The sequence below is a fragment of the Rhodococcus sp. IC4_135 genome (genome assembly GCF_011602025.1).
Classification (GTDB): domain Bacteria; phylum Actinomycetota; class Actinomycetes; order Mycobacteriales; family Mycobacteriaceae; genus Rhodococcus_F; species Rhodococcus_F baikonurensis.
The window spans coordinates 79,345-100,835 of record NZ_JAAOLG010000017.1; the positions used below are offsets into that span (position 1 = coordinate 79,345).

Annotated in this window: 21 protein-coding genes; 11 read left to right on the plus strand and 10 right to left on the minus strand. The window is 62.3% G+C overall.

Features of this window, described 5'->3' with window-relative positions; translation table 11 throughout:
* Nucleotides 1-2 precede the first annotated feature (2 nt).
* Complete coding sequence (locus G8767_RS24750; protein WP_166812388.1) at nt 3-848, minus strand: class I SAM-dependent methyltransferase; 846 nt, start codon at nt 846-848, stop codon at nt 3-5.
* A gap of 337 nt (nt 849-1,185) precedes the next feature.
* On the opposite strand from G8767_RS24750, the gene rpsA reads away from it, so the two are divergent.
* Entirely contained in the window at nt 1,186-2,673 is a 1,488-nt protein-coding gene (gene rpsA / locus G8767_RS24755; RefSeq protein ID WP_019748632.1) for a 30S ribosomal protein S1, read from the plus strand.
* A 175-nt stretch (nt 2,674-2,848) separates the two neighbouring features.
* Here the strand turns inward: rpsA and G8767_RS24760 are convergent, their stop codons facing one another.
* Nucleotides 2,849-3,064: a hypothetical protein gene (locus G8767_RS24760; RefSeq protein WP_003944056.1), complete on the minus strand. Its 216-nt coding sequence runs from the start codon at nt 3,062-3,064 to the stop codon at nt 2,849-2,851.
* Nucleotides 3,065-3,223: 159 nt separating this feature from the next.
* On the opposite strand from G8767_RS24760, the gene coaE reads away from it, so the two are divergent.
* Nucleotides 3,224-4,438, plus strand: coding sequence for a dephospho-CoA kinase (gene coaE, locus G8767_RS24765; protein ID WP_124569809.1), 1,215 nt, complete (start codon nt 3,224-3,226; stop codon nt 4,436-4,438).
* 4 nt (nt 4,439-4,442) lie between these two features.
* On the opposite strand, the gene G8767_RS24770 is transcribed toward coaE, so the two are convergent.
* A complete protein-coding gene (locus G8767_RS24770) occupies nt 4,443-4,961 on the minus strand; it encodes a DUF402 domain-containing protein (protein WP_166812390.1) in 519 nt (172 codons plus the stop codon).
* Between the two features lie 86 nt (nt 4,962-5,047).
* On the opposite strand from G8767_RS24770, the gene uvrB reads away from it, so the two are divergent.
* The 3 genes from uvrB to G8767_RS24785 all read left to right on the plus strand — a co-directional run bounded on the left by uvrB (nt 5,048) and on the right by G8767_RS24785 (nt 8,772).
* Nucleotides 5,048-7,210, plus strand: coding sequence for an excinuclease ABC subunit UvrB (gene uvrB / locus G8767_RS24775; protein WP_124569807.1), 2,163 nt, complete (start codon nt 5,048-5,050; stop codon nt 7,208-7,210).
* Nucleotides 7,211-7,255: 45 nt separating this feature from the next.
* The gene (locus G8767_RS24780) at nt 7,256-8,131 is read left to right on the plus strand and encodes a hypothetical protein (RefSeq protein WP_095973336.1); all 876 of its coding nucleotides are present in this window, start codon (nt 7,256-7,258) and stop codon (nt 8,129-8,131) included.
* A 188-nt stretch (nt 8,132-8,319) separates the two neighbouring features.
* On the plus strand, nt 8,320-8,772 hold the full coding sequence (locus G8767_RS24785; protein ID WP_003944055.1) for a universal stress protein: 453 nt from the start codon (nt 8,320-8,322) through the stop codon (nt 8,770-8,772).
* 1 nt (nt 8,773) lies between these two features.
* On the opposite strand, the gene G8767_RS24790 is transcribed toward G8767_RS24785, so the two are convergent.
* From G8767_RS24790 to G8767_RS24800, 3 genes are all read right to left on the minus strand, one after another.
* Nucleotides 8,774-9,235, minus strand: a complete 462-nt coding sequence (locus tag G8767_RS24790; RefSeq protein WP_166812392.1) for a DUF732 domain-containing protein — start codon at nt 9,233-9,235, stop codon at nt 8,774-8,776.
* 83 nt (nt 9,236-9,318) lie between these two features.
* Nucleotides 9,319-11,601: an ATP-binding domain-containing protein gene (locus G8767_RS24795; RefSeq protein WP_095973334.1), complete on the minus strand. Its 2,283-nt coding sequence runs from the start codon at nt 11,599-11,601 to the stop codon at nt 9,319-9,321.
* A 132-nt stretch (nt 11,602-11,733) separates the two neighbouring features.
* Entirely contained in the window at nt 11,734-12,666 is a 933-nt protein-coding gene (locus G8767_RS24800) for a DoxX family protein (protein WP_166812394.1), read from the minus strand.
* Nucleotides 12,667-12,911: 245 nt separating this feature from the next.
* On the opposite strand from G8767_RS24800, the gene G8767_RS24805 reads away from it, so the two are divergent.
* Complete coding sequence (locus G8767_RS24805) at nt 12,912-13,511, plus strand: DUF2716 domain-containing protein (protein WP_346843034.1); 600 nt, start codon at nt 12,912-12,914, stop codon at nt 13,509-13,511.
* Between the two features lie 28 nt (nt 13,512-13,539).
* Here the strand turns inward: G8767_RS24805 and G8767_RS24810 are convergent, their stop codons facing one another.
* Nucleotides 13,540-14,226 (minus strand): MBL fold metallo-hydrolase, encoded by a 687-nt coding sequence (locus G8767_RS24810; protein ID WP_166812396.1) that lies wholly within the window; start codon nt 14,224-14,226, stop codon nt 13,540-13,542.
* 174 nt (nt 14,227-14,400) lie between these two features.
* Here G8767_RS24810 and uvrA point away from each other — a divergent pair, with 174 nt between their 5' ends.
* Entirely contained in the window at nt 14,401-17,361 is a 2,961-nt protein-coding gene (uvrA, locus tag G8767_RS24815) for an excinuclease ABC subunit UvrA (RefSeq protein WP_200318120.1), read from the plus strand.
* Nucleotides 17,362-17,432: 71 nt separating this feature from the next.
* Here the strand turns inward: uvrA and G8767_RS24820 are convergent, their stop codons facing one another.
* Nucleotides 17,433-18,140 carry an alpha/beta hydrolase gene (locus G8767_RS24820; protein ID WP_166812400.1) on the minus strand — a complete coding sequence of 236 codons (708 nt, stop codon included), beginning with the start codon at nt 18,138-18,140 and terminating at the stop codon, nt 17,433-17,435.
* Nucleotides 18,141-18,226: 86 nt separating this feature from the next.
* Here G8767_RS24820 and G8767_RS24825 point away from each other — a divergent pair, with 86 nt between their 5' ends.
* Nucleotides 18,227-18,931 (plus strand): WYL domain-containing protein, encoded by a 705-nt coding sequence (locus tag G8767_RS24825; RefSeq protein ID WP_166812402.1) that lies wholly within the window; start codon nt 18,227-18,229, stop codon nt 18,929-18,931.
* A gap of 5 nt (nt 18,932-18,936) precedes the next feature.
* On the opposite strand, the gene G8767_RS24830 is transcribed toward G8767_RS24825, so the two are convergent.
* Together G8767_RS24830 and G8767_RS24835 are read right to left on the minus strand one after the other, a co-directional pair.
* On the minus strand, nt 18,937-19,353 hold the full coding sequence (locus G8767_RS24830; RefSeq protein ID WP_166812404.1) for a DUF1801 domain-containing protein: 417 nt from the start codon (nt 19,351-19,353) through the stop codon (nt 18,937-18,939).
* 1 nt (nt 19,354) lies between these two features.
* Nucleotides 19,355-19,723: a DUF1844 domain-containing protein gene (locus G8767_RS24835; protein ID WP_166812406.1), complete on the minus strand. Its 369-nt coding sequence runs from the start codon at nt 19,721-19,723 to the stop codon at nt 19,355-19,357.
* Nucleotides 19,724-20,092: 369 nt separating this feature from the next.
* On the opposite strand from G8767_RS24835, the gene infC reads away from it, so the two are divergent.
* The 3 genes from infC (at nt 20,093) to rplT (ending at nt 21,476) form a co-directional block, all read left to right on the plus strand.
* A complete protein-coding gene (gene infC / locus G8767_RS24840) occupies nt 20,093-20,785 on the plus strand; it encodes a translation initiation factor IF-3 (RefSeq protein ID WP_003944008.1) in 693 nt (230 codons plus the stop codon).
* 43 nt (nt 20,786-20,828) lie between these two features.
* Entirely contained in the window at nt 20,829-21,023 is a 195-nt protein-coding gene (rpmI, locus tag G8767_RS24845; protein WP_003944043.1) for a 50S ribosomal protein L35, read from the plus strand.
* A 63-nt stretch (nt 21,024-21,086) separates the two neighbouring features.
* Entirely contained in the window at nt 21,087-21,476 is a 390-nt protein-coding gene (rplT, locus tag G8767_RS24850; RefSeq protein ID WP_003944011.1) for a 50S ribosomal protein L20, read from the plus strand.
* The last annotated feature ends 15 nt before the right edge of the window (nt 21,477-21,491 follow it).

Here is a 21,491-nt window from a genome sequence, read left to right on the forward strand (position 1 = left end):
CGTCAGGGTTTGACGGCGCTGAAAATTGCAGTTCCCGGAAAGAGTTGGCCGCGCAGGGGACTCCACTGTCCCCATTCGCGGTCCAACCACTCCGGCCATTCGGGCTCGATGATGTCGCGGACCTGGAGTCCGGCCGCGACGATCTCCCGAACCCGGTCGCCGATGGTGCGGTGATGCTCGACGTAGGTGGGGACTCCGTTGTCGTCGACCTCGACGTACGGGGTGCGGTCGAAGTAGGGGAGGGTCGCGGTCAAGCCCTTTGGCCCGGGATCGTCGGGGAAGATCCATCGGATCGGATGGTTGACGGCAAAGACCCACGATCCGCCGGGACGCAGAACCCGGGCGACTTCGTTCATCACCTGCTGCGAATCGGCCACGAACGGCACAGCACCGAACGCCGAGCAGGCGATGTCGAAACTCTCGTCGGCGAACGGCAGGAGTTCCGCACTCGCCTGAATCAACGGGACTGCCGGTCCGCCGGCATTCATCGCGTCCTGCCCGCGGGCGAGCATCCCCATCGAGATGTCGAGACCGACGGCCCGAGCACCGTGTCCGGCGAGCCATCGGGCGCACGGCGCCGAGCCGCAACCCACTTCCAATATGTCTTTGTCGACTATGTCGCCGAGCAGGTGGTGATCGCCCTCGTGCAGTCCTTCGGGGCACCAGACGAATTCACCTTCGGCGCTGTTCACGCCCAGAAACTCGCCGTGGGTTCGGTGGTAATCGTCGGCGTCGGCGTCCCACCACGCACGGCTGGCGCGGTCGCTGGCACTCGAATCGACACGGACCCGGCCGACGCCGCTGGTACCGAGAATGGAATTGGCGGCGGCATGGCGCTCGTCAGACATGAACAACACAGTAGAACGGGTGACGCGGGCGCAGGGTACCCGGGTTTGCCCGGCAAGATAGCCGACGCGTAGTCTTACTCACGCGAGTGTCTGTCATCCGACCGATTGTCTATACGAGATCTTTACCAAGGTCTCGGAATCAGTCGGACCGAGAGAGCTCGCGGTGCGCTTCCGCGGTGTGGAATGTGATCCGGTATTCGGTTGTTCGTAATTGATGCAGCTGGGTACTTCGATCAAGTACTTCACAAAGTACTTCCAACATTTGTACGCCACAGTTGCGCATCTCGTCCGACAAAATCCATCAACCGACCACAACTCGTCCGGAGCAATTCAACATATGCCCTCCACAACCGTCACCTCGCCGCAGGTTGCCATTAACGACATTGGCTCCGCCGAGGACTTCCTCGCCGCCATCGATGCCACGATCAAGTACTTCAACGATGGTGACATCGTCGAAGGAACCATCGTCAAGGTCGACCGCGACGAGGTTCTGCTCGACATCGGTTACAAGACCGAAGGCGTCATCCCTTCTCGTGAGCTCTCCATCAAGCACGACGTCGACCCCAACGAGGTCGTCTCCGTGGGAGATGCGGTCGAGGCTCTCGTCCTCACCAAGGAGGACAAAGAAGGTCGACTGATCCTGTCGAAGAAGCGCGCTCAGTACGAGCGTGCCTGGGGCACCATCGAGGAGCTCAAGGAGAAGGACGAGGCCGTCAAGGGCACCGTCATCGAGGTCGTCAAGGGCGGCCTCATCCTTGACATCGGTCTTCGTGGCTTCCTCCCCGCTTCGCTCGTCGAAATGCGTCGCGTCCGCGACCTCCAGCCGTACGTCGGCAAGGAGATCGAGGCCAAGATCATCGAGCTCGACAAGAACCGCAACAACGTGGTCCTGTCGCGCCGTGCATGGCTCGAGCAGACTCAGTCCGAGGTTCGCAGCGAATTCCTGCACCAGCTCCAGAAGGGCCAGGTCCGCAAGGGCGTCGTGTCCTCCATCGTCAACTTCGGTGCATTCGTGGACCTGGGCGGCGTAGACGGTCTGGTTCACGTTTCCGAGCTGTCTTGGAAGCACATCGATCACCCGTCCGAGGTTGTCGAGGTCGGCACCGAGGTCACCGTCGAGGTTCTCGACGTCGACCTGGACCGCGAGCGCGTCTCCCTGTCGCTCAAGGCAACGCAGGAAGACCCGTGGCGTCAGTTCGCCCGCACGCACGCCATCGGCCAGATCGTGCCCGGCAAGGTCACGAAGCTGGTTCCGTTCGGTGCATTCGTGCGCGTCGAAGAGGGAATCGAAGGCCTCGTTCACATCTCGGAGCTCGCTGAGCGCCACGTCGAGGTTCCGGACCAGGTTGTCGGCGTCGGCGACGATGCCCTCGTCAAGGTCATCGACATCGACCTCGAGCGTCGTCGTATCTCGCTGTCGCTGAAGCAGGCCAACGAGGATTACAACGCCGAGTTCGATCCGTCCAAGTACGGCATGGCCGACTCGTACGACGAGCAGGGCAACTACATCTTCCCCGAGGGCTTCGATCCCGAGACCAACGAATGGCTCGAGGGCTTCGACAAGCAGCGTGAAGAGTGGGAGAACCGCTACGCCGAGGCTGAGCGTCGCCACAAGATGCACACCACTCAGATGGAGAAGACCGCTGCAGACGAGGCCGCTGAGGCTGCCACCGCTGCTGCCGGCTACTCCTCGGAGACGGCTGCTGCAGATGATGCTGAGGCTCCGGCTGCTGCCGGCTCCGCTCCGGCAGAGTCCGCTGGCGGATCGCTCGCCAGCGATGCACAGCTCGCCGCACTTCGCGAGAAGCTGTCGGGCAACGCATAAGGATTACCGCTTGATCTGATCAAGCGAGATCTGTGAAGAACCCCGCCCCTGCACGTGCAGGGGCGGGGTTCTTTTCTCTGTCAAGTGTCACTTGCACACAAAGAATTCAGTGAGTGAACACAAAAATGACCGGCACCGAAGGGTTGCCGGTCATTTTGTACTTCGTGAAGAGAACTCAGTTTGCGGGAGCAGGCACCCAGTAGGTGGCGGTCGCTTCGGCTGTGCGCTTACGCATCGACGCGAAGCTGTGTCGGCCTTGGCTCACGAGCATCGTGAACCACGTACGACGGTGCTCTGCCAGGGCAAAAGCAACTTCGGGAAACTCTATGCAGTGCACGCCGTTCGGCATTCCGAGGCGGTGCTGACCGTGATGGTCGCGATCTGCTCGCATGGCGTCCACTTTCTCGAGAAGGTGCAGGTACAGGTGCGTTCGCTAGAACATAACCGCACAGTCACCGAAATTGTGGTATTTGAGCCTCGAATGCCCCGGCGTGTTCGATCGGTAGGCGTGTCTCGATCTCTCGGGCGCGGAGATGAGAGACTGTCGAGTGTGTTGAGAGTAGGCCTCACTGGAGGCATCGGAGCCGGTAAGTCGACAGTGTCGAAAATCCTCAGCGAACTGGGAGCCGTCATCGTCGATGCCGACCTGATCGCCCGAGAAGTGGTCGAGCCCGGCACTCCTGGCCTTGCCGCTCTGGTCGATGCATTCGGCGACGGGATTCTGTCCGAGGACGGCAGCCTCAACAGACCTGCGCTGGCCTCGTTGGCGTTTGCCGACGACACATCGCGCGGCACTCTCAACGGCATCCTCCACCCGTTGATCGGTACGCGGACGATGGAGCAGATCTCGTCTGCGCCGTCCGATGCAGTGCTCGTTCAAGACATTCCGCTGTTGGTCGAGGGTTCGATGGCGCCGGCATTCAATCTGGTCGTCATCGTCTACGTCGACGAGGAGGAACGAGTTCGACGTTTGGTGGGCTCGCGCGGCATGCCGGAGTCCGACGCTCGTGCGCGAATCGCAGCGCAGGCAAACGACGATCAGCGTCGTGCTGTTGCCGACGTGTGGCTCGACAACAGCGGAGAGCCGGGTTCACTCGACGACGTGGTCCGCGATCTGTGGGCGAATCGACTTGTACCTTTCGAGAAGAACCTCCGCGAGGGCACGGTAGTACGCGCACTGCCGGAGCTGACTCCAGCCGACCCGTCGTGGCCGGCACAGGCCGAACGAATCATCGGCCGGTTGTCGCTGGCTTCCGGTGACCGCGCGCTCCGTATCGATCACATCGGGTCGACCGCAGTGCCGGGTCTCGATGCCAAGGACGTGATCGACATTCAGATCACCGTCGAGCACCTCGGTGTTGCCGACGACCTCGCGGAAGATCTGGCGGCTGCCGGGTTCCCCCGGATCGAGCACATCGTCGCCGACGACCCGAAACCGTCGTACCTCGGCGGCGAGACCGATCCGGCGGTGTGGGCAAAGCGGATTCACGGCAGTGCCGATCCAGGGCGTCGCGCGAACATCCATATTCGGGTGGACGGTTGGCCCGGTCAGCAGTTCGCGATCCTCTTCCGCGACTGGCTTCGCGCCGATCCGTCGGCGCGTGCCGAGTACGCCGAACTCAAGGTCAAGGCAGCCGAGAGTGCCGCAGGCATCGACGACTACGCCTCGGCGATCGACGCCTACCTGGGAGTCAAGACCCCGTGGTTCGACGCCGCCTTCCACCGGGCGTGGGAGTGGGCCGAGAAATCAGGCTGGTCGCTCTGACCGCTCAGCGCCACGTGACCGGCATTCCCAACGCGCCCAGCCAGGCGTCGAGGTGGTGACCGTGGGCGGCGATGCCGTCGATTGCCCGCGCGGCATTCAACATTGCGCGTTCCGAGGTCTTCAGGTCGAGAATCCCGGCGGTGTTCGCCTCGAGAAGTTCGTCGACGTCAAGTAATTCGATGCTGTGTCCGGTCTGCACGACCAGGTCGAGGTAATGGTCCTCTGAGGTCCACACATGCTCGCCGCGGGTGAATTCGCCGATGTCGACGTAGAAGTCCCAGTCACGGACGTGCTCGGGTGTGAAGTGGAGTATCGATGCTCGAATTCCGAGTTCGGGGATGATCCAGGACTCCAGGTAGTGAAACTGGGGATGGTCGGCGTGGCGCGCCATGTACAGCCCCCACGGTTTCTCGCGGTAGTGCTCGACCGGGCGAACGAAACCCTTGGGATCGACGTTGGTGCGAGCTGCGATGTCGAAGGTTTCGACCTTCGGTCGGTGAATGTGGGGACGTTCCTCGCTCATGATCGATGAACCTACCGCCGAACTGCGTTTTCGGCTGAACGCGGACGAGCAGGCATTGTGTCGGTGGGTGCGCTTACCCTGGTTTCATGGCGTTTGCTTCCGAACATCCCGTGGTCGCGCATTCCGAGTTCCGGCCGGTTGGTGACATCGAGCGCTCAGACGCGCGCTTCGAGGTCGTCAGCCCGTACGAACCGGCCGGCGATCAGCCGGCGGCCATCGCCGAACTGGAAAAACGGATCAACGAGGGGGAGAAGGACGTTGTCCTCCTTGGGGCGACCGGTACCGGTAAGTCGGCCACGACTGCGTGGTTGATCGAAAAGCTGCAACGCCCGGCTCTGGTGATGGCCCCGAACAAGACCTTGGCGGCTCAGCTCGCGAACGAGTTGCGGGAAATGCTCCCCAACAACGCGGTCGAGTACTTCGTCTCGTACTACGACTACTACCAACCCGAGGCGTACATCGCCCAGACGGACACCTACATCGAGAAGGATTCGTCCATCAACGACGATGTCGAGCGGCTCCGTCACTCGGCAACGTCCAGCCTTCTGTCACGACGGGATGTGGTCGTGGTGGCCTCGGTCTCGTGCATCTACGGCCTCGGTACTCCGCAGTCGTATCTCGATCGCTCGATTCAGCTCGACGTCGGTGTCGAGGTACCACGCGATGCGTTCCTGCGCCTGCTCGTCGATGTCCAGTACAACCGCAACGACATGGCGTTCACACGAGGTTCGTTCCGCGTGCGCGGCGACACGGTCGAGATCATTCCGTCGTACGAAGAGTTGGCAGTTCGCATCGAATTCTTCGGCGACGAGATCGAGGCGCTGTACTACCTCCATCCACTGACCGGTGACATCGTTCGCCAGGTCGATACGGTCCGCATCTTCCCGGCGACGCACTACGTCGCCGGCCCTGAACGCATGGAGCGTGCGGCCAAGGACATCGAGGCGGAACTCGAAGAGCGACTCGCCGAACTCGAAGGCAAGGGCAAGCTCCTCGAAGCTCAGCGTCTGCGCATGCGAACGCAGTACGACCTCGAGATGATCAAACAGGTCGGATTCTGCTCCGGCATCGAGAACTACTCGCGGCACATCGACGGCCGTGGTCCTGGAACTGCCCCCGCAACTCTGATCGACTATTTCCCCGAAGATTTCCTTCTGGTCATCGACGAGTCGCACGTGACCGTTCCGCAGATCGGCGCCATGTACGAGGGCGATATGTCGCGCAAGCGCAACCTGGTCGAGTTCGGATTCCGGTTGCCGTCGGCAACTGACAACCGCCCTCTAACCTGGGAAGAATTCAGTCAGCGGATCGGTCAGACCGTCTACTTGTCGGCGACACCCGGTAAGTACGAGCTGGGCCAGTCAGGCGGTGAGTTCGTCGAGCAGGTGATTCGCCCGACCGGATTGATCGATCCCGAGGTCATCGTCAAACCGACCAAGGGACAGATCGACGATCTCGTTCACGAAATCCGCGAGCGAGCGGAACGTGACGAGCGTGTGCTGGTCACGACGTTGACCAAGAAGATGTCGGAAGACCTGACCGATTACCTTCTCGAACTCGGTATTCGCGTCCGCTACCTTCACTCGGATATCGATACGCTCCGACGAGTCGAGTTGCTTCGACAGCTTCGCCTGGGGGAGTACGACGTGCTGGTCGGCATCAACCTCCTTCGTGAGGGACTCGACCTTCCCGAGGTGTCATTGGTCGCGATTCTCGATGCCGACAAGGAAGGCTTCCTGCGTAGCTCCACCAGTCTCATTCAGACGATCGGTCGAGCGGCTCGAAATGTGTCCGGTCAAGTGCACATGTATGCGGACAAGATCACCGCGTCCATGGCGCAAGCCATCGAGGAAACCGAGCGACGACGCGAGAAGCAGGTCGCCTACAACGAAAAGATGGGCGTCGACCCACAACCTCTACGCAAGAAGATCGCGGACATTCTCGATCAGGTGTACGAGGAGGCAGAAGACACTGCTGCGTCCGTGGACGTCGGTGGTTCGGGTCGCAACGCGACGCGTGGTCGGCGTGCGCAGGGTGAGGCCGGTCGTGCGGTCAGTGCCGGTGTGTACGAGGGGCGCGACACCAAATCGATGCCTCGCGCCGAATTGGCAGATCTGGTCAAGGAACTCACCGATCAGATGATGAACGCTGCACGCGACCTTCAGTTCGAGTTGGCTGGGCGATTGCGAGACGAAATCTCGGATTTGAAGAAGGAGCTTCGAGGGATGGACGCCGCGGGTCTCAAGTAGGTCGCCTCGCGTGCGTTCGTGCTCTCGACCGCTACGGTTTGAGGTATGGATGCACAGACTGCAGGCAAGACCGCGCGGACGCTAGAACTTCTCCATTCCTTGGCGTACTTCGTCCCGGAGACGGAAAAGGAACTTGTCGGCGTCGGGTTGGAGCCCGGCCGGATGGTGTACTTCGCAGGGCGGTCAGCGCCGCTCGGCGCTCCACCCGCGACTGTCGTCACCGCTACCTTTTTCAACTTCAATCCTGAATTGATTGCCAGTGTCATCCCACGTGCCTGGGAATTGGCAAGGCCCACAGAGGTTGTCGCCGCGCGGTATCGGGCAATCGACGCGGCGTACGTCCGCCTGTTCGGTGCAGACGTGACAGGATCGGCGGACATGGCCGAGGCTGCCGAACTGGTGTCGATCGCTGCCCAGAACATTCCTGGAGTGGATGGCCGCCCCCTGTACGCGGGTTGGGCGTCGCTCGACTGGCCGGCTGAACCTCATCTGCGTTTCTGGCACGCGCTGACACTGCTGCGTGAGTATCGCGGTGACGGCCACATTGCGGCCCTTCAGACCGCGGGATTGAACGGCCTGGACGCGTTGATCACGCACACCGCGACGGGAATCGGGTTTCAGCGTAAGTTCGCGCAGACTCGCCGCGGATGGTCGCAGGAACAGTGGGACGAGGCCGTCGAGAGTTTGAAGGACCGCGAACTGCTGGATCGTTCATCCGGTGCGCTTACCGAGGACGGGCAGGACTTGCGTGACGTCGTCGAAGACCTGACGGACGACCTCGCTCTGGCTCCGTGGGAAGCGCTGGGTGAGGAGGGTGCCAAGCGGTTGCTGGAATTGGCGACGCCGTGGCGTGCCGCCTTGGTCGAGCAGGAAGTTTTTCCGGCGGCGCTGTTCGGGCCCCGCTTCGGCAAACTTCGCTGAGTGGTCACCACCGAACCAATGTGTCTGTGACGAAGAATCACATTCACTGTGGGCTTGTGGCGTGTACTGCAAATAACACTATCCGCGGCACAATCCCGCTAATGTCAGCGCAGCGGTTGTCGAGCGGGTGCAACATCGTTGCGCTCGGTGCCGGCCGTACCGTCCGTCCCGTAACCATGGAGGAATGAATGAGTGCCTACCGGACCGTTGTCGTAGGAACCGATGGCTCCGAGTCGTCACTGAAGGCAGTCGACAGAGCTGCCGCCATTGCCAGTGGCTCGGACGCTCAGCTTGTCATCGCTTGTGCGTACTACCCGGCCGACCCCAAGGACGTGAGCGCTGCTGCTGACGCATTGGGTAACGAGGCCTATCAGGTCACCGGTTCCGCTCCGACGTACGAGATCCTTCGGACGGCCCGTGAGCGCGCACACGCCCAGGGGGCAAAGGATGTCGTCGAGCGCGCCGTTGTCGGCGCCCCCGTCGAATCGCTTCTCGCTTTGCTCGACGAGGTGAAGGGCGACTTGCTGGTCGTCGGAAATCGCGGATTGAACACGTTGACCGGGCGTCTACTCGGGTCGGTGCCTTCCGATGCGGCGCGCAAGGCGACGTCCGACGTTCTGATCGTGCACACCGTTCGCTGACCTACCGGCAGTAGTCGGCCTCGGCCGCATCGACGAACACTTCAGCCAGCTGATCGGCGCTGGGCAGTGTTGTCGATGCGGCCGAGCCGTTTCCGGTGGTGACCATCGGTTCGCTTGCTCCGTTCAGCGATACCGTCCGCAGATTCGCGATGATCATCTCTCGATCCGTGCCGGCCGCGAGCTGCTGGCAGACGCCGTCACCGAGCGCCTGCAACATGTCGTCGGAAAAGGCGGGCTTCACCCCGGTAGACGCGAGCGCCGCCCGCAGGCGTTCGGCCTCGTCTACCGGTTCTTCGGTCGGTGCGGCAGCAACAGCAGCGATGTCGTCGCTGCCGGCAGCAGCCGTCGAACTCGAGTCATCCTCCGAACAGCCGGCTGTCACCGCCGCGAGCATCCCGACACCGATCACCACGCGAGCGATCTTGCGGATGGGTGCGGCGGAACTTGCGGGCAGGCCAAGCACGAGGGGTCATTCCTTCAGTAGTCGACACAAATTGGGGTGACACCGCCATTCGTGGTGTCACGCACGAACCTACTCCGTGCGGCTCACGAATCGAAGGCCAACTCTGCTGCCTCGACGCCGTCGAGAACCGCGGGGAGCGACTCGACGTGAATGATGCCGAGCCTCTGGGTAGCTCGGGTCAACGCGACGTAGAGGTCGTTCATTCCGCGTGGTGACTCGTCGAGAATGTCGGCGGGTTCGACGATCAACACGGTGTCGAACTCGAGTCCCTTGACGTCCTTGACCGACAGGACGCTTACAGTCTCACTCGCAAGACCCGCCAGGTCGGCAACGACCTCGGAACCGGCGATCACTGCGGTAATACCGGGATGCGACTCGGACTCGATGCAACGGCGCACGGTCGATTCCAATTCTTCGGCAGTGGTCTTGAGCGCCCACGGCGCAAATCCGCTGTCGCGTACCGACCGGGGCACGGATTGCTCCGGGTCGATCTCTTCGAGCACACGGTGAGCGACATCCATGATCTCCGAGGGAGTTCGGTAGTTGACGGTCAGTTCGGTGAGCTTCCAGCGCTTGGCGACGTAAGGCTCGAGGATCTTCTGCCAGGACGAGGTTCCCGCGGGATCTCCGGTCTGGGCTGTATCGCCGACCAACGTCATCCAGCGATTAGGTATGCGCCGCATCAGCATTCGCCACGCCATTTCGGAGAGCTCTTGGGCTTCGTCGACGATCACGTGACCGTAGGTCCATGTCCGGTCGCCGGCAGCGCGTTCTGCCGTGGTCTGGCGCTGGCCTTGATCGTGGCGCTGGGCGAGTTGGCTGGCGTCGATCAAGTCGTACGCCATCAAGATCTCGGGATCCATCTCGTCCTCGAGATCCTGGGGTGCAGAGCCGGTGAGGATGTCGAGAGCGCCCTGGGCGTCGGCGATCTGCGCGCGCCATTCACGTTGTGCGCGTTCGCGTTCGGCGGCGTCGTCGACGCCGAGAATCTCGGCAAGTTCGTCGAGCAGGGGAGCGTCGGCCGCACTGAAGCCTGGTCCGACGCTCTGTAGAAGCTCGTCGCGTTGGGCGTCGTCGAGTTGCGGCGCTGCCTTGGCCAACCTGGCCGGAGACGTCCACAGTTCGGCGAGGATTTGCTGAGGCGACAATTCGGGCCACAGCTTTGCGATGGCGGACATGATGTCCGGGTCCTCACGCATCTCGTCGCGAATGTCGGCGATGTCGTCCCGACTGAGGAGTGACCCGCCGTCGACGAGGTTTCCACCGATGAGTTCGGCCATCTGCAGTGCCAACGCCTCGATGACTGCTGCTACGAAGATCGGGCGCGCCAGGTTGTGTGGGCGACGCGACGACCGAGCACGACCGCGCGCCTTCGTGACGGTCTTGCGATCGAGCTTCAAGTCGTACGTGTCGAATCGAAGGGTGATCGGCTTCGACGGAACTTCTTGCCGATCCCGGACGGCATTCTTGAGGACGTCGAGGATCGCGAGGGAACCCTTGATCTCACCGGCGGCGAGGGAATCCGTACGAGTTGCACGCACTCCGGGGTACAGGTCCCCGATCGTCGAGAGCAGAACTCCGGTCTCACCGAGTGAAGGAAGGACCTGGCTGATGTAGTCGAGGAACGTCGCGTTGGGCCCGATGATGAGAACACCGGCCTTGGCCAGTTGCTGACGATAGGTGTAGAGCAAGAATGCGGCACGGTGAAGGGCGACTGCGGTTTTGCCGGTACCCGGACCGCCTTGGACCACCAGAACGCTTTTGTGCTCGGAGCGGATGATGGCATCCTGCTCACTCTGGATGGTCTCGACGATGTCGTTCATCTGGCCCGTACGCGCTGCGTTCAGAGCATCCAGGAGTGCGCTCTCACCGGCGACGCCACCGGCTTCGGTGACCACGCCCGCGGCGCGGGCCGCGTCGAGGTCCAGATATTCGTCGTTGATGCCGGTGACCGTGCGGCTCCGACTGCGGATATGGCGTCGCCGCTTCACACCCTCAGGCGCCGCGGGCGTCGCCAGATAGAACGGGCGCGCCATCGGGGCACGCCAGTCGAGGAGCAGCGTTTCGTAGTCGTTGTCGGTGTCCAGGATTCCGAGACGGCCGACGTAGCGTCGCTCGTCGTCGAAGTCGATGCGACCGAAGCACATTCCGTTTTCGGCTGCGTCGTACTTGGCGAGATCCTCGGTGTACATGGCGTTGAAGGATTCGCGTTCACTGCGTGCTTGCGGGGTGCCGCCGGTCTCGAGGAGGACCGTGCTCAAGCGAGTTTGGGCATACTTTCGAAGATCGTCGAGACGGGAGTACAACATCGTCACGTACTGCTGCTCGAGCTCTTGCTCGGTCAGTGACGGGTCCGCGTCGGGCAAAGGATCTCCTAGGCTTGATGAGAAATTCACGCGCTGCAAAAGCGCCAAGACAGTCTAGTTCCCCCAGATGAACTGCCGCATAGATACAGGTCAGGCCACCCGAAGGTGGCCTGACCGTATTTTTCGAAGCACTCAGTGCGTCAATTCGTCCTTCTTGGCGCGAGCCTTTTCGAGCGCCTTCTCGGCGCGCTTTCGGGCACGCTTACCCAGCACCTCGGTCTGTTCCGACGCGGTTTCGGCCCACTCGTTGCTCTTTTCGAGCGCGAGTTCGGCGAACTCGGAGCTGCGCTTGCTCGCCAGCTCTGCCAGTTCGGCGCTGCGCTCGCGAGCGGTCTCGGCCAGTTCGGAGCCGCGCTTCTGCGCGACTTCGAGGATGTCCGGGCCGCGTTCTTTGGCGACCTCTCCGAATTCCGCGGCACGCTTGCTCGCGATCTCCGCGAACTCGGAGCTGCGCTCCTTGGCAAGTTCGAGCCAGTCCGAGCCGTGAGCCTTGGCGGTTTCGGCAAGTTCGGAACCGCGTTCGGACGCCACCGACAAAGCATGCTCGACGCGATCGCTGGTGTGATCGGTCTGCGATGCGACCAACGGAAGTGCCGCGGCGATAGACGCCTGGGCCTTCTTCGCGGCGCGGCGGCCACGCCAGCCGAGCGACGGCTTGCCCTCGGTGTCGACGGAGGCGATCATCAGTCCGCCGAGCAAGCTGACGTTCTTGATGAAGTTGGTGCGCTGCATCGCGCGCAGTGACGGATCGGTCTCGTTCCAGAAGTCGTGACCGGCAAGCGTGGTCGGTACCAGACTTCCCGCGAGCACCAACGACGCGAGCCGCGGCGCCTTGCCGGTGGCCAGCAGGGCACCGCCGCCGATCTGGACAGCGGCGTTGATCTTGACGAGTGTTTCCGGATCAGCAGGCACCTTCTGCGTCACTGCTCCTGGCAGCGTCTCGACGGATTTGTCGATCAGCGGTGACGCTTTGGCTGCTCGCTGAGCAGGGTTGCGCAAAGCATCGATTCCCCCGGCGATGAAGATCGTGGAAAGCAGTGGACGAGCAATTCGACGTACCAGCATGTTTCAAGCCTCCCGATGTAGGTTCGTTTTCCACCCTAGCGATCTCACAAGGAATTGGTCCGTTTCATCGAAGCCGCGGCGCCTCTCGCGGTTGACCGATCAATGACTGCCAACGCCCGCTGTACTGGGTCGATGACTTCGCCACGGATCCCGACACACCGTTCTGAAGTATCCGTTACCGCGTATCCGCATACGGCGTGTTCGAAGGTGTCACACAATGCGCACCGTTCGAGCACGATGGTGTTGTGACCACCAAGATGACTCAGAACTTCGGCTCGACCCTTCCTGCCGGCTGGGGACAGCTGTCGGATGAGGAGAACGAGAGAAACTGGGCGATCTTTCGTGCGCGCTTTGGGTTCACGCCCGGCATCGACGCACGATCTTGGCCCGCCATCGCCGAGCCCGTCCCGTCCGTGGTCTTCGATTTGGGTGCGGCGCCAGCTGCGACTCCAGGGGCGTGGGCTGCTCGCGTGGATGCGATAAACGCCGAAGCGTTGCGCTGTTTTGTCACCGTTTGGAACGACGATCCCAACTTTGTCGTTCTGGATTGGCAGCATCCGGGCTACACCTTCGACGCGGAGGCGCATGCTGCCGCGAAAGAGTTGGCGGAGTGGCGTGTCCCGATCTATCCGAACGGCGACTACTACATATTCAGTCGTGACGACTTCACGGAAGGGACCTTCGGCCATCCGTGGGAACGCACGCTGTGTGTGTTCGGGGAACGGATGGTCGAAGGACTCGGCCGGACTCTGTCGACCTGGCTTCCGCGACTTCGCGTCGACGGTGAACAGGTCGACGGTGACCAGGTCGACGATGAACAGGTCGATAGTCAGGAAGTCGGCTAGCAGGGTCCAGTACGGAGCGAGCGGAACGTCACCAACCGCGCTCGCGCCATTCCGCCAAGTGCGGGCGCTCGGTACCCAGCGTCGTGTCCTTGCCGTGCCCGGGGTAGACGACAGTCGCGTCGTCGTACCTTCCGAACAGCTTGTTTTCCACATCGTCGAGCAGGGAAGTGAACTTCTCGGGGTCGGCGGTCTTGCCTACGCCGCCGGGGAAGAGTGAGTCGCCGGTGAAGAGGTGAACCTGCCCGTTCGGTTCGGTCAGAGCCAACGCAATGGAACCGGGCGTGTGGCCGGACAGGTGAATGACGTCGAGGCTCAGGTTGCCAACGGTCACCTTGTCGCCGTCTTCGAGGAGAACGTCCGGGGTGACGGGCAGGACCTCGGCGTCGAGGGGGTGCGCGGCGGTGGGCACCTTCGTGGCGGCGTGGACGTCCTGCAAGGCCAACCAGTGATCGCCGTGCTGGTGGGTGGTGACGATGGAATCGAAAACAGGTGCTTCCTGTTCGATGAGCGCAATGATCTTCTCGGCCTCGTTGGCCGCATCGATCAGGAGAGATTTCCCGGTCGTGGAACAGACGACGAGGTACGTGTTGTTGTCCATGGGGCCGACCGACATCTTCGTGATGACGGCACCGTCGACTGTGCGCCGCTGAGGGGCAGAATCGGGGGAGACCTGTCCGGTGTAGGAGTCGTCGATCACGATGGGCTGATTCGTCATGAATCGCAGGCTACCTTCGAATAGGGGCAGGTAGAGCGATGGGCTCGCTCGGTGAGACAAACGTGTCGGTGGCTCGGCCTACGATGACGATCGCTCGAGGACTCGCGGTTGCAAGGCCACTCGAGCCTTCTCCGGGGTGACGGCCCCAGATGATTGACAATGAAGGGAATTGGTGTGGCGGATCGCCTGATCGTGCGGGGTGCGCGTGAGCACAATCTGCGAGGAGTCGATCTCGACCTCCCGCGAGACAGCCTGATCGTCTTCACCGGGTTGTCCGGCTCCGGCAAGTCCAGCCTCGCGTTCGACACGATCTTCGCCGAAGGGCAGCGCCGTTACGTCGAGTCACTCTCGGCGTACGCGCGTCAGTTCCTCGGTCAGATGGACAAGCCGGATGTCGATTTCATCGAGGGATTGTCGCCGGCGGTGTCCATCGACCAGAAGTCGACCAACCGCAACCCCCGTTCGACGGTGGGCACCATCACCGAGGTGTACGACTACCTCCGACTCCTCTACGCCCGCGCAGGTTCAGCACACTGCCCGGTGTGTGGTGAGAAGATCGCACGTCAGACGCCGCAGCAGATCGTCGACCAGGTGCTCGAGATGGAAGAGGGCATCAAGTTCCAGGTCCTCGCACCGGTGGTCCGTACTCGTAAGGGCGAGTTCGTCGATCTCTTCGATCAGCTCAACACCCAGGGCTACTCGCGCGTGCGCGTCGACGGCGTCGTCCATTCGCTGGCCGATCCGCCGAAGCTCAAGAAGCAGGAAAAGCACGACATCGAAGTAGTGGTCGACCGATTGCAGGTCAAGGCGAGCTCGAAGCAGCGCCTGACCGACTCGGTCGAGACCGCACTTCGATTGGCAGAAGGCATCGTGGTCCTCGACTTCGTCGACCGTGAAGAAAATGCACCTGATCGTGAGCGTCGTTTCTCCGAGAAGCTGGCCTGCCCGAATGGCCACGCGCTCGCGATCGACGATCTCGAACCGCGCTCGTTCTCCTTCAACTCGCCCTACGGCGCCTGCCCGGAATGCACCGGCCTCGGTATCCGCAAGGAGGTCGACCCGGATCTGGTGGTCCCGGACCCTGATCTGAGCCTCGAAGACGGAGCAATCGCACCGTGGTCGATGGGCCAGAGTTCCGAGTACTTCGGACGCCTGCTGTCCGGCCTCGGCGACATCCTCGGTTTCGACATGAAGACGCCGTGGAACAAGTTGCCGGCGAAGGCCCGCAAAGCGATCCTCGAAGGCAGTGAGGAGCAGGTGCACGTCCGGTACAAGAATCGGTACGGCCGTACCCGTTCTTACTACGCGGAGTTCGAAGGTGTGATGCCCTTCCTTCATCGCCGCCTCGAGCAGACCGAATCCGATCAGATGAAGGAACGCTACGACGGGTACATGCGCGACACTCCGTGCCCCGCGTGTGGTGGGGCGCGCCTGCGCCCGGAAATCTTGTCGGTAACTATCGCGGCGGGAGACTTCGGCAGTAAGTCCATCGCAGAGGTCTGCGAACTGTCGATCTCCGATTGCGCGGACTTCCTGAACAGCCTCACTCTCGGCTCACGCGAGGAGGCAATCGCGGGTCAGGTCCTCAAGGAAGTTCAGGCGCGACTCGGCTTCCTGCTCGACGTCGGCCTGGAATACCTTTCCCTCTCGCGTGCCGCGGGCACGTTGTCCGGTGGCGAGGCCCAGCGAATCCGCTTGGCAACGCAGATCGGCTCCGGACTCGTCGGCGTGTTGTACGTACTCGACGAGCCGTCCATCGGCCTGCACCAGCGTGACAACCGGCGACTCATCGAAACCCTGACGCGCCTGCGTGACCTCGGCAACACGCTGATCGTCGTCGAACATGACGAAGACACGATCCGGACATCGGACTGGGTGGTCGACATCGGACCGTACGCCGGCGAGCACGGCGGCAAGGTCGTCCACAGCGGACCGTACGAAGAACTGCTGACGTGCGAAGAATCTCTGACCGGCGCCTACCTGTCCGGTCGTAACTTCATCGAGGTCCCGGCCATTCGCCGACCGGTGGACCGCAAACGCCAGGTCACGGTCGTCGGAGCTCGCGAGCACAATCTCGACGGCATCGACGTGAGTTTCCCGCTGGGTGTGCTCACTGCGGTCACCGGTGTCTCCGGTTCGGGCAAGTCGACGTTGGTCAACGACATTCTCGCGACCGTCATGGCAAACAAACTCAACGGTGCACGCCAGGTGCCCGGGCGTCACACACGAATCAACGGTCTAGATCAGCTGGACAAGCTCGTGCAGGTCGATCAGTCTCCGATCGGCCGGACTCCACGATCGAATGCGGCCACGTACACCGGTGTGTTCGACAAGATCCGCACCCTGTTCGCGGCCACCACCGAAGCGAAAGTCCGCGGATACCAGCCCGGCCGATTCTCGTTCAACGTCAAGGGTGGACGCTGCGAGGCGTGCTCCGGCGACGGAACGCTGAAGATCGAGATGAACTTCCTGCCGGACGTGTATGTGCCCTGCGAGGTGTGCCACGGCGCTCGGTACAACCGCGAAACGCTCGAGGTTCACTACAAGGGCAAGTCGATCGCCGAGGTTCTCGACATGCCGATCGAGGAAGCTGCCGAGTTCTTCCAGCCGGTCACCTCTATTCACCGGTACCTCAAGACTCTGGTCGACGTCGGACTGGGCTACGTCCGACTGGGTCAGCCGGCTCCGACCCTGTCCGGTGGTGAGGCGCAGCGCGTCAAGCTGGCCGCCGAATTGCAGAAGCGGTCGACCGGTCGCACCGTGTACATCCTCGACGAGCCCACCACGGGTCTGCATTTCGAGGACATCCGCAAGCTCCTGATCGTGATCAACGGTCTGGTCGACAAGGGCAACAGCGTGATCGTGATCGAGCACAACCTCGACGTGATCAAGACATCCGACTGGGTCGTCGACATGGGACCCGAAGGTGGATCCGGCGGCGGAACCGTTGTGGCGCAAGGTACTCCGGAAGACGTTGCCGCGGTCCCCGAGAGCTACACGGGCAAGTTCCTCAGTGAGGTCCTCACCGCGCAGCACGCTCCGGCCAAGGCGAAGCCGATTACCAAGAAACGTGCGACGAAGGCAGTTGCAGCGAAAAAGGCGGCACCACGGAAGAAAGCCGCTTCTGTGCGCTAGTAGTACGTGAGCACGTGGAAGTCGGGCAGTGATGCCGGGTCGGAATCGACCCGGCATCATTGCTCTCTCGGTCAGGAGGCGGTGGCCTCGAGGATTACCTGGGCGAGCTCTTCGGGGCGCGACCACATCGGCCAATGGCCGGTCGGGAGGTCGACATACGTCACGGGGAGTTTCGCCAATTCGGCGGCCATCGGATGACCCCCGTCGGCCATCTGGGCGATCACTGCGGAGGGGAACGTGCTGCAAACTACGGTCGACGGCACCTGGTAGCGCTTTTCGTTCGTCAGGACGATCGGCTCACGCGCGGGCCCGGCCGGTTCGGGGACCGCATTGGCGCGGAACGCCGCGAGAGCTTTCTCGTCGAGTCCCTCGAGGCTGCTGCCGTCTGCTTCGAGTTCCGCCCACGTCGGGAGCGGTATCTCGACGACATCAGCAGCCAGATCCGGTCGCAGCGCCGCGCCGTCGGGCATGGGGCCCGAGTCGGCGTAGACGATCCGAGCGACGCGATCCGGGATGCGATCGGTGACCGCGTATCCCACCGGGCCGGCGCCGCTGTGTACGACCAAGACCGTGCGCTCGTCGGAGGCCGATATGGCGTCGACGACTGCACGGACGTGGGCGTCGAAGGTGACCGCTGATCGATCTGTGTCTACGGCGTCGAGCCCGGGCAGTGTCAGGCTGGTCACGCGGGTATCGGGACGCTCGAGGTGGGGGAGAACTGCATCCCAAGCCCATGAACCGAGCCAGAATCCGGGAACAAGAACGATGTGAGTTTTCATGTGTTCACAGTGCAGTCGGGTTGGTGACAACAGAGTGTCACTGATTATGTCACCGTTTGGTATCGGAATCTGAGACACTTGTAAGTGTGAATCGAGCTGCGAGATTGCATGCTCTCGTCGAGGAACTTCGGCGACAGGGCGATCGAGGAACTACGTGCTCCCGATTGTCCGAGGAATTCGGTGTCACCACCCGGACGATCAAGAGGGATATCGAGACGCTGATGATGGCGGGTGCGGCGATCGAGGCGCGCTCAGGTCCCGGGGGTGGATACCGACTCGTAGGCCGTGCCACTCTACCGCCGGTGAATTTCACTGTTCCGCAAGCGGTTTCGATCGCGTTGGCCTTGACGGCAGCCGGCGACGCTCCGTTTGCGCCTGATGGACGAGCAGCTCTGGCGAAACTGCTCGACGTGATGGACGAGGAGAGTCGTCGCAAGGTCGCCGAACTCGGTGGTCGCGTGTGGATTCGCGGCGACAGCGGGGCTCTGACGGATTCGCGCAGGAACCGGCAGGCGGTAGAGCAGGGTCTCGAACAGAGTCGCGTCGTGTCGTTGCACTACGTCGATGGGGAAGGTTCGGAGACGGTGCGGGCAGTTGAGCCGCACATTCTGGCGCAGGACCGTGGGCAGTGGTTTCTTATCGGCTGGTGTCGCCAGCGCGACGCCGTGCGTTGGTTTCGACTCGATCGGATGCGCCGGGCCACGCTGACGAACGACCACTTCACACCACGGGATTCGACCGTCTTCGGACAACCGCCCGAAGACGCTCGGCCTGTTGCGCATGGAAGGTGAGTGGTTCAGTCGATCATGTTGCGGGCTGCGGCAACGGAATCCGTGATCAGTTCGGTCAGAGCGGCCATGTCGACGTCGCTCAGCCGTTTGACGTAGAGGCAACCTTTGCCGACCTTGTGCTTGCCGAGGCGCGCGAGTGTGTCGGTGTAGTCGTCGAAGTTCAGCGACAGGTACAACGTGAGTGCGGTGGCCCTGGGGGAGAACCCGATCAGCGGGGTGTCACCCTCGTGGCCACTCGCATACCGGTAGTGCCGTGCCCCGAATCCGATGATGCTCGAACCCCACATGACAGCAGGCTCGCCGGTCGCGGCCGACAACAAAGAGATCAACTCGACGCTGTCGGCACGCTTGCGGTCGTCGACGCGTGAAATGAATGCGTCGACGTCCTCGGGCGTCGGTTGTGTCTTGTTGGCGGTTGCCAACTCAGTAGACCGGACCGGTGAACTTCTCGCCCGGTCCCTTTCCTGGCTCGTCCGGGTGCGAGGAGGCCTCACGGAATGCGCGCTGTAAGGCTTGGAGGCCTTCGCGGATGGGTCCGGCGTGGGGGCCGAGGTATTCGACCGACGCAGTCACCAGTCCGGCAAGCGCGGTGATGACTCGACGAGCTTCGTCGAGGTCCAGGTAAGGGCTGGAAGACGGGTCGGCGTCGGAGAGGCCGAGTTTTTCGGCAGCCGAACTCATCAGCATCACTGCGGCGCGGCTGATGACCTCGACCGCGGGAACTTCGGAGAGTTCGCGGACGTCGGGATTCGCGCCGTCGGTGTTCTGATCTGTCTCGAAGTTCTCACTCATGGATGTAAGGATTCCATCAGGCCGTGACGGTGTTGAATCGGGCCTCTCCCGGCAACGGGGGGAGCGGCGCCGATTTCATTCATCTCCGGTGACCTGTTAGTCTTGTTGCAACGACCGCCTCCGACTTGTTCGGGGGCAGCAAGTGGAGTCCGACTCCCACCTCTGCGCGGCAGGTAAAACTGCAGTTCAGTGGTTCCGGTCACCTGATTACGAAGATCCTTCTTCGTCAGGTTCCTCGCTCAGTCGAGGAGATAGGTTTCGGCGTGAGCTGGATCTTATGTGATCGGTCGACATCGGGCCCCGCGGATGAGCAATCATCACAGCGGGGCTTTTTTGTTGGGGTGCGGGCGGTACGGGCTGCGTGCGGTCATGAAGACCGCACCGTTCAACCTAGGAGGCCCCATCAGCACTGAGACCCGCATCAACGATCGTATCCGCGTTCCCGAGGTTCGTTTGGTCGGACCTGGCGGCGAACAGGTAGGCATCGTGCGTGTTGAAGATGCACTCCGCTTGGCCCTTGAGGCCGACCTCGACCTGGTCGAGGTAGCTCCTGATGCCCGTCCACCGGTCTGCAAGATCATGGACTACGGCAAGTTCAAGTACGAGGCTGCACAGAAGGCACGTGAGTCACGTAAGAACCAGCAGCTGACGGTCATCAAGGAGCAGAAGCTCCGACCCAAGATCGACGACCACGACTACGAGACCAAGAAGCGCAACGTCGTTCGCTTCCTCGAAGCCGGTTCCAAGGTCAAGGTCACGATCATGTTCCGCGGACGTGAGCAGTCACGCCCCGAACTCGGCTACCGCCTTCTGCAGCGTCTGGGAGCAGACGTCGCAGATCTCGGATTCGTCGAAACCTCGGCAAAGCAGGACGGCCGAAACATGACGATGGTCCTGGCACCGCACAAGGGCGCCAAGACTCGCGTCAAGGCGCAGGAGAGCGCTCAGGCGCCAGTGGCTCAGGCTGCTCCGCGTCCGGCTCCGGCCGCACCGGCTTCCAGTGAAGCAGCTCCGGAAGCACCGGCGACCGGCGATGCCGCTCCCGAGGCTCCGGCCAGCTAGTCGATTTCCCAAGATCCACCACGTAACAAGAACTGAGGACTCCATGCCCAAGATGAAGAGCCACAGCGGCGCCTCGAAGCGATTCAAGGTGTCCGGCAGCGGAAAGCTCATGCGCCAGAAGGCCGGCCGTCGCCACCTTCTCGAGCACAAGTCCAGCAGGGTTACCCGTCGTCTCGACGGTGTCGCTGTTGTCAGCCCTGACGACGCTCCGCGCATCAAGCGCATGCTCGGCATCTGAGTCGCCCCCTTACTGACCACCCGGGGTCGTACTTTCAGCCCCTAGATTGACAGGATTTTTCAAGTGGCACGCGTAAAGAGGGCGGTCAACGCCCAGAAGAAGCGTCGTTCAATTCTTGCTGCATCCAGCGGCTACCGTGGACAGCGTTCGCGTCTGTACACCAAGGCCAAGGAGCAGCAGCTCCACTCGCTCACCTACGCGTACCGCGACCGTCGTGCGCGCAAGGGCGAGTTCCGCAAGCTGTGGATCACGCGTATCAACGCTGCAGCTCGCGCAAACGACATCACGTACAACCGCCTCATCCAGGGCCTGCGTCTGGCAGAGGTCGACGTCGACCGCAAGATCCTGGCTGAGCTCGCTGTCTCCGATGCCGAGGCCTTTGCCGGCCTGGTCGCACTCGCGAAGGCCGCTCTGCCGGCCGACGTGAACGCTCCTGCCGGAGAAGCAGCCTGATTCACGCATCACAGC

What these genes read in the sequence shown, in the direction of transcription:
- G8767_RS24750 (WP_166812388.1), bottom strand. Translation starts at nt 848, where the DNA reads ATGTCTGACGAGCGCCATGCCGCCGCCAATTCCATTCTCGGTACCAGC.
- rpsA (WP_019748632.1), top strand. Translation starts at nt 1,186, where the DNA reads ATGCCCTCCACAACCGTCACCTCGCCGCAGGTTGCCATTAACGACATT.
- G8767_RS24760 (WP_003944056.1), bottom strand. Translation starts at nt 3,064, where the DNA reads ATGCGAGCAGATCGCGACCATCACGGTCAGCACCGCCTCGGAATGCCG.
- G8767_RS24770 (WP_166812390.1), bottom strand. Translation starts at nt 4,961, where the DNA reads ATGAGCGAGGAACGTCCCCACATTCACCGACCGAAGGTCGAAACCTTC.
- uvrB (WP_124569807.1), top strand. Translation starts at nt 5,048, where the DNA reads ATGGCGTTTGCTTCCGAACATCCCGTGGTCGCGCATTCCGAGTTCCGG.
- G8767_RS24780 (WP_095973336.1), top strand. Translation starts at nt 7,256, where the DNA reads ATGGATGCACAGACTGCAGGCAAGACCGCGCGGACGCTAGAACTTCTC.
- G8767_RS24785 (WP_003944055.1), top strand. Translation starts at nt 8,320, where the DNA reads ATGAGTGCCTACCGGACCGTTGTCGTAGGAACCGATGGCTCCGAGTCG.
- G8767_RS24800 (WP_166812394.1), bottom strand. Translation starts at nt 12,666, where the DNA reads ATGCTGGTACGTCGAATTGCTCGTCCACTGCTTTCCACGATCTTCATC.
- G8767_RS24810 (WP_166812396.1), bottom strand. Translation starts at nt 14,226, where the DNA reads ATGACGAATCAGCCCATCGTGATCGACGACTCCTACACCGGACAGGTC.
- G8767_RS24820 (WP_166812400.1), bottom strand. Translation starts at nt 18,140, where the DNA reads ATGAAAACTCACATCGTTCTTGTTCCCGGATTCTGGCTCGGTTCATGG.
- G8767_RS24835 (WP_166812406.1), bottom strand. Translation starts at nt 19,723, where the DNA reads ATGAGTGAGAACTTCGAGACAGATCAGAACACCGACGGCGCGAATCCC.
- infC (WP_003944008.1), top strand. Translation starts at nt 20,093, where the DNA reads ATGAAGACCGCACCGTTCAACCTAGGAGGCCCCATCAGCACTGAGACC.
- rpmI (WP_003944043.1), top strand. Translation starts at nt 20,829, where the DNA reads ATGCCCAAGATGAAGAGCCACAGCGGCGCCTCGAAGCGATTCAAGGTG.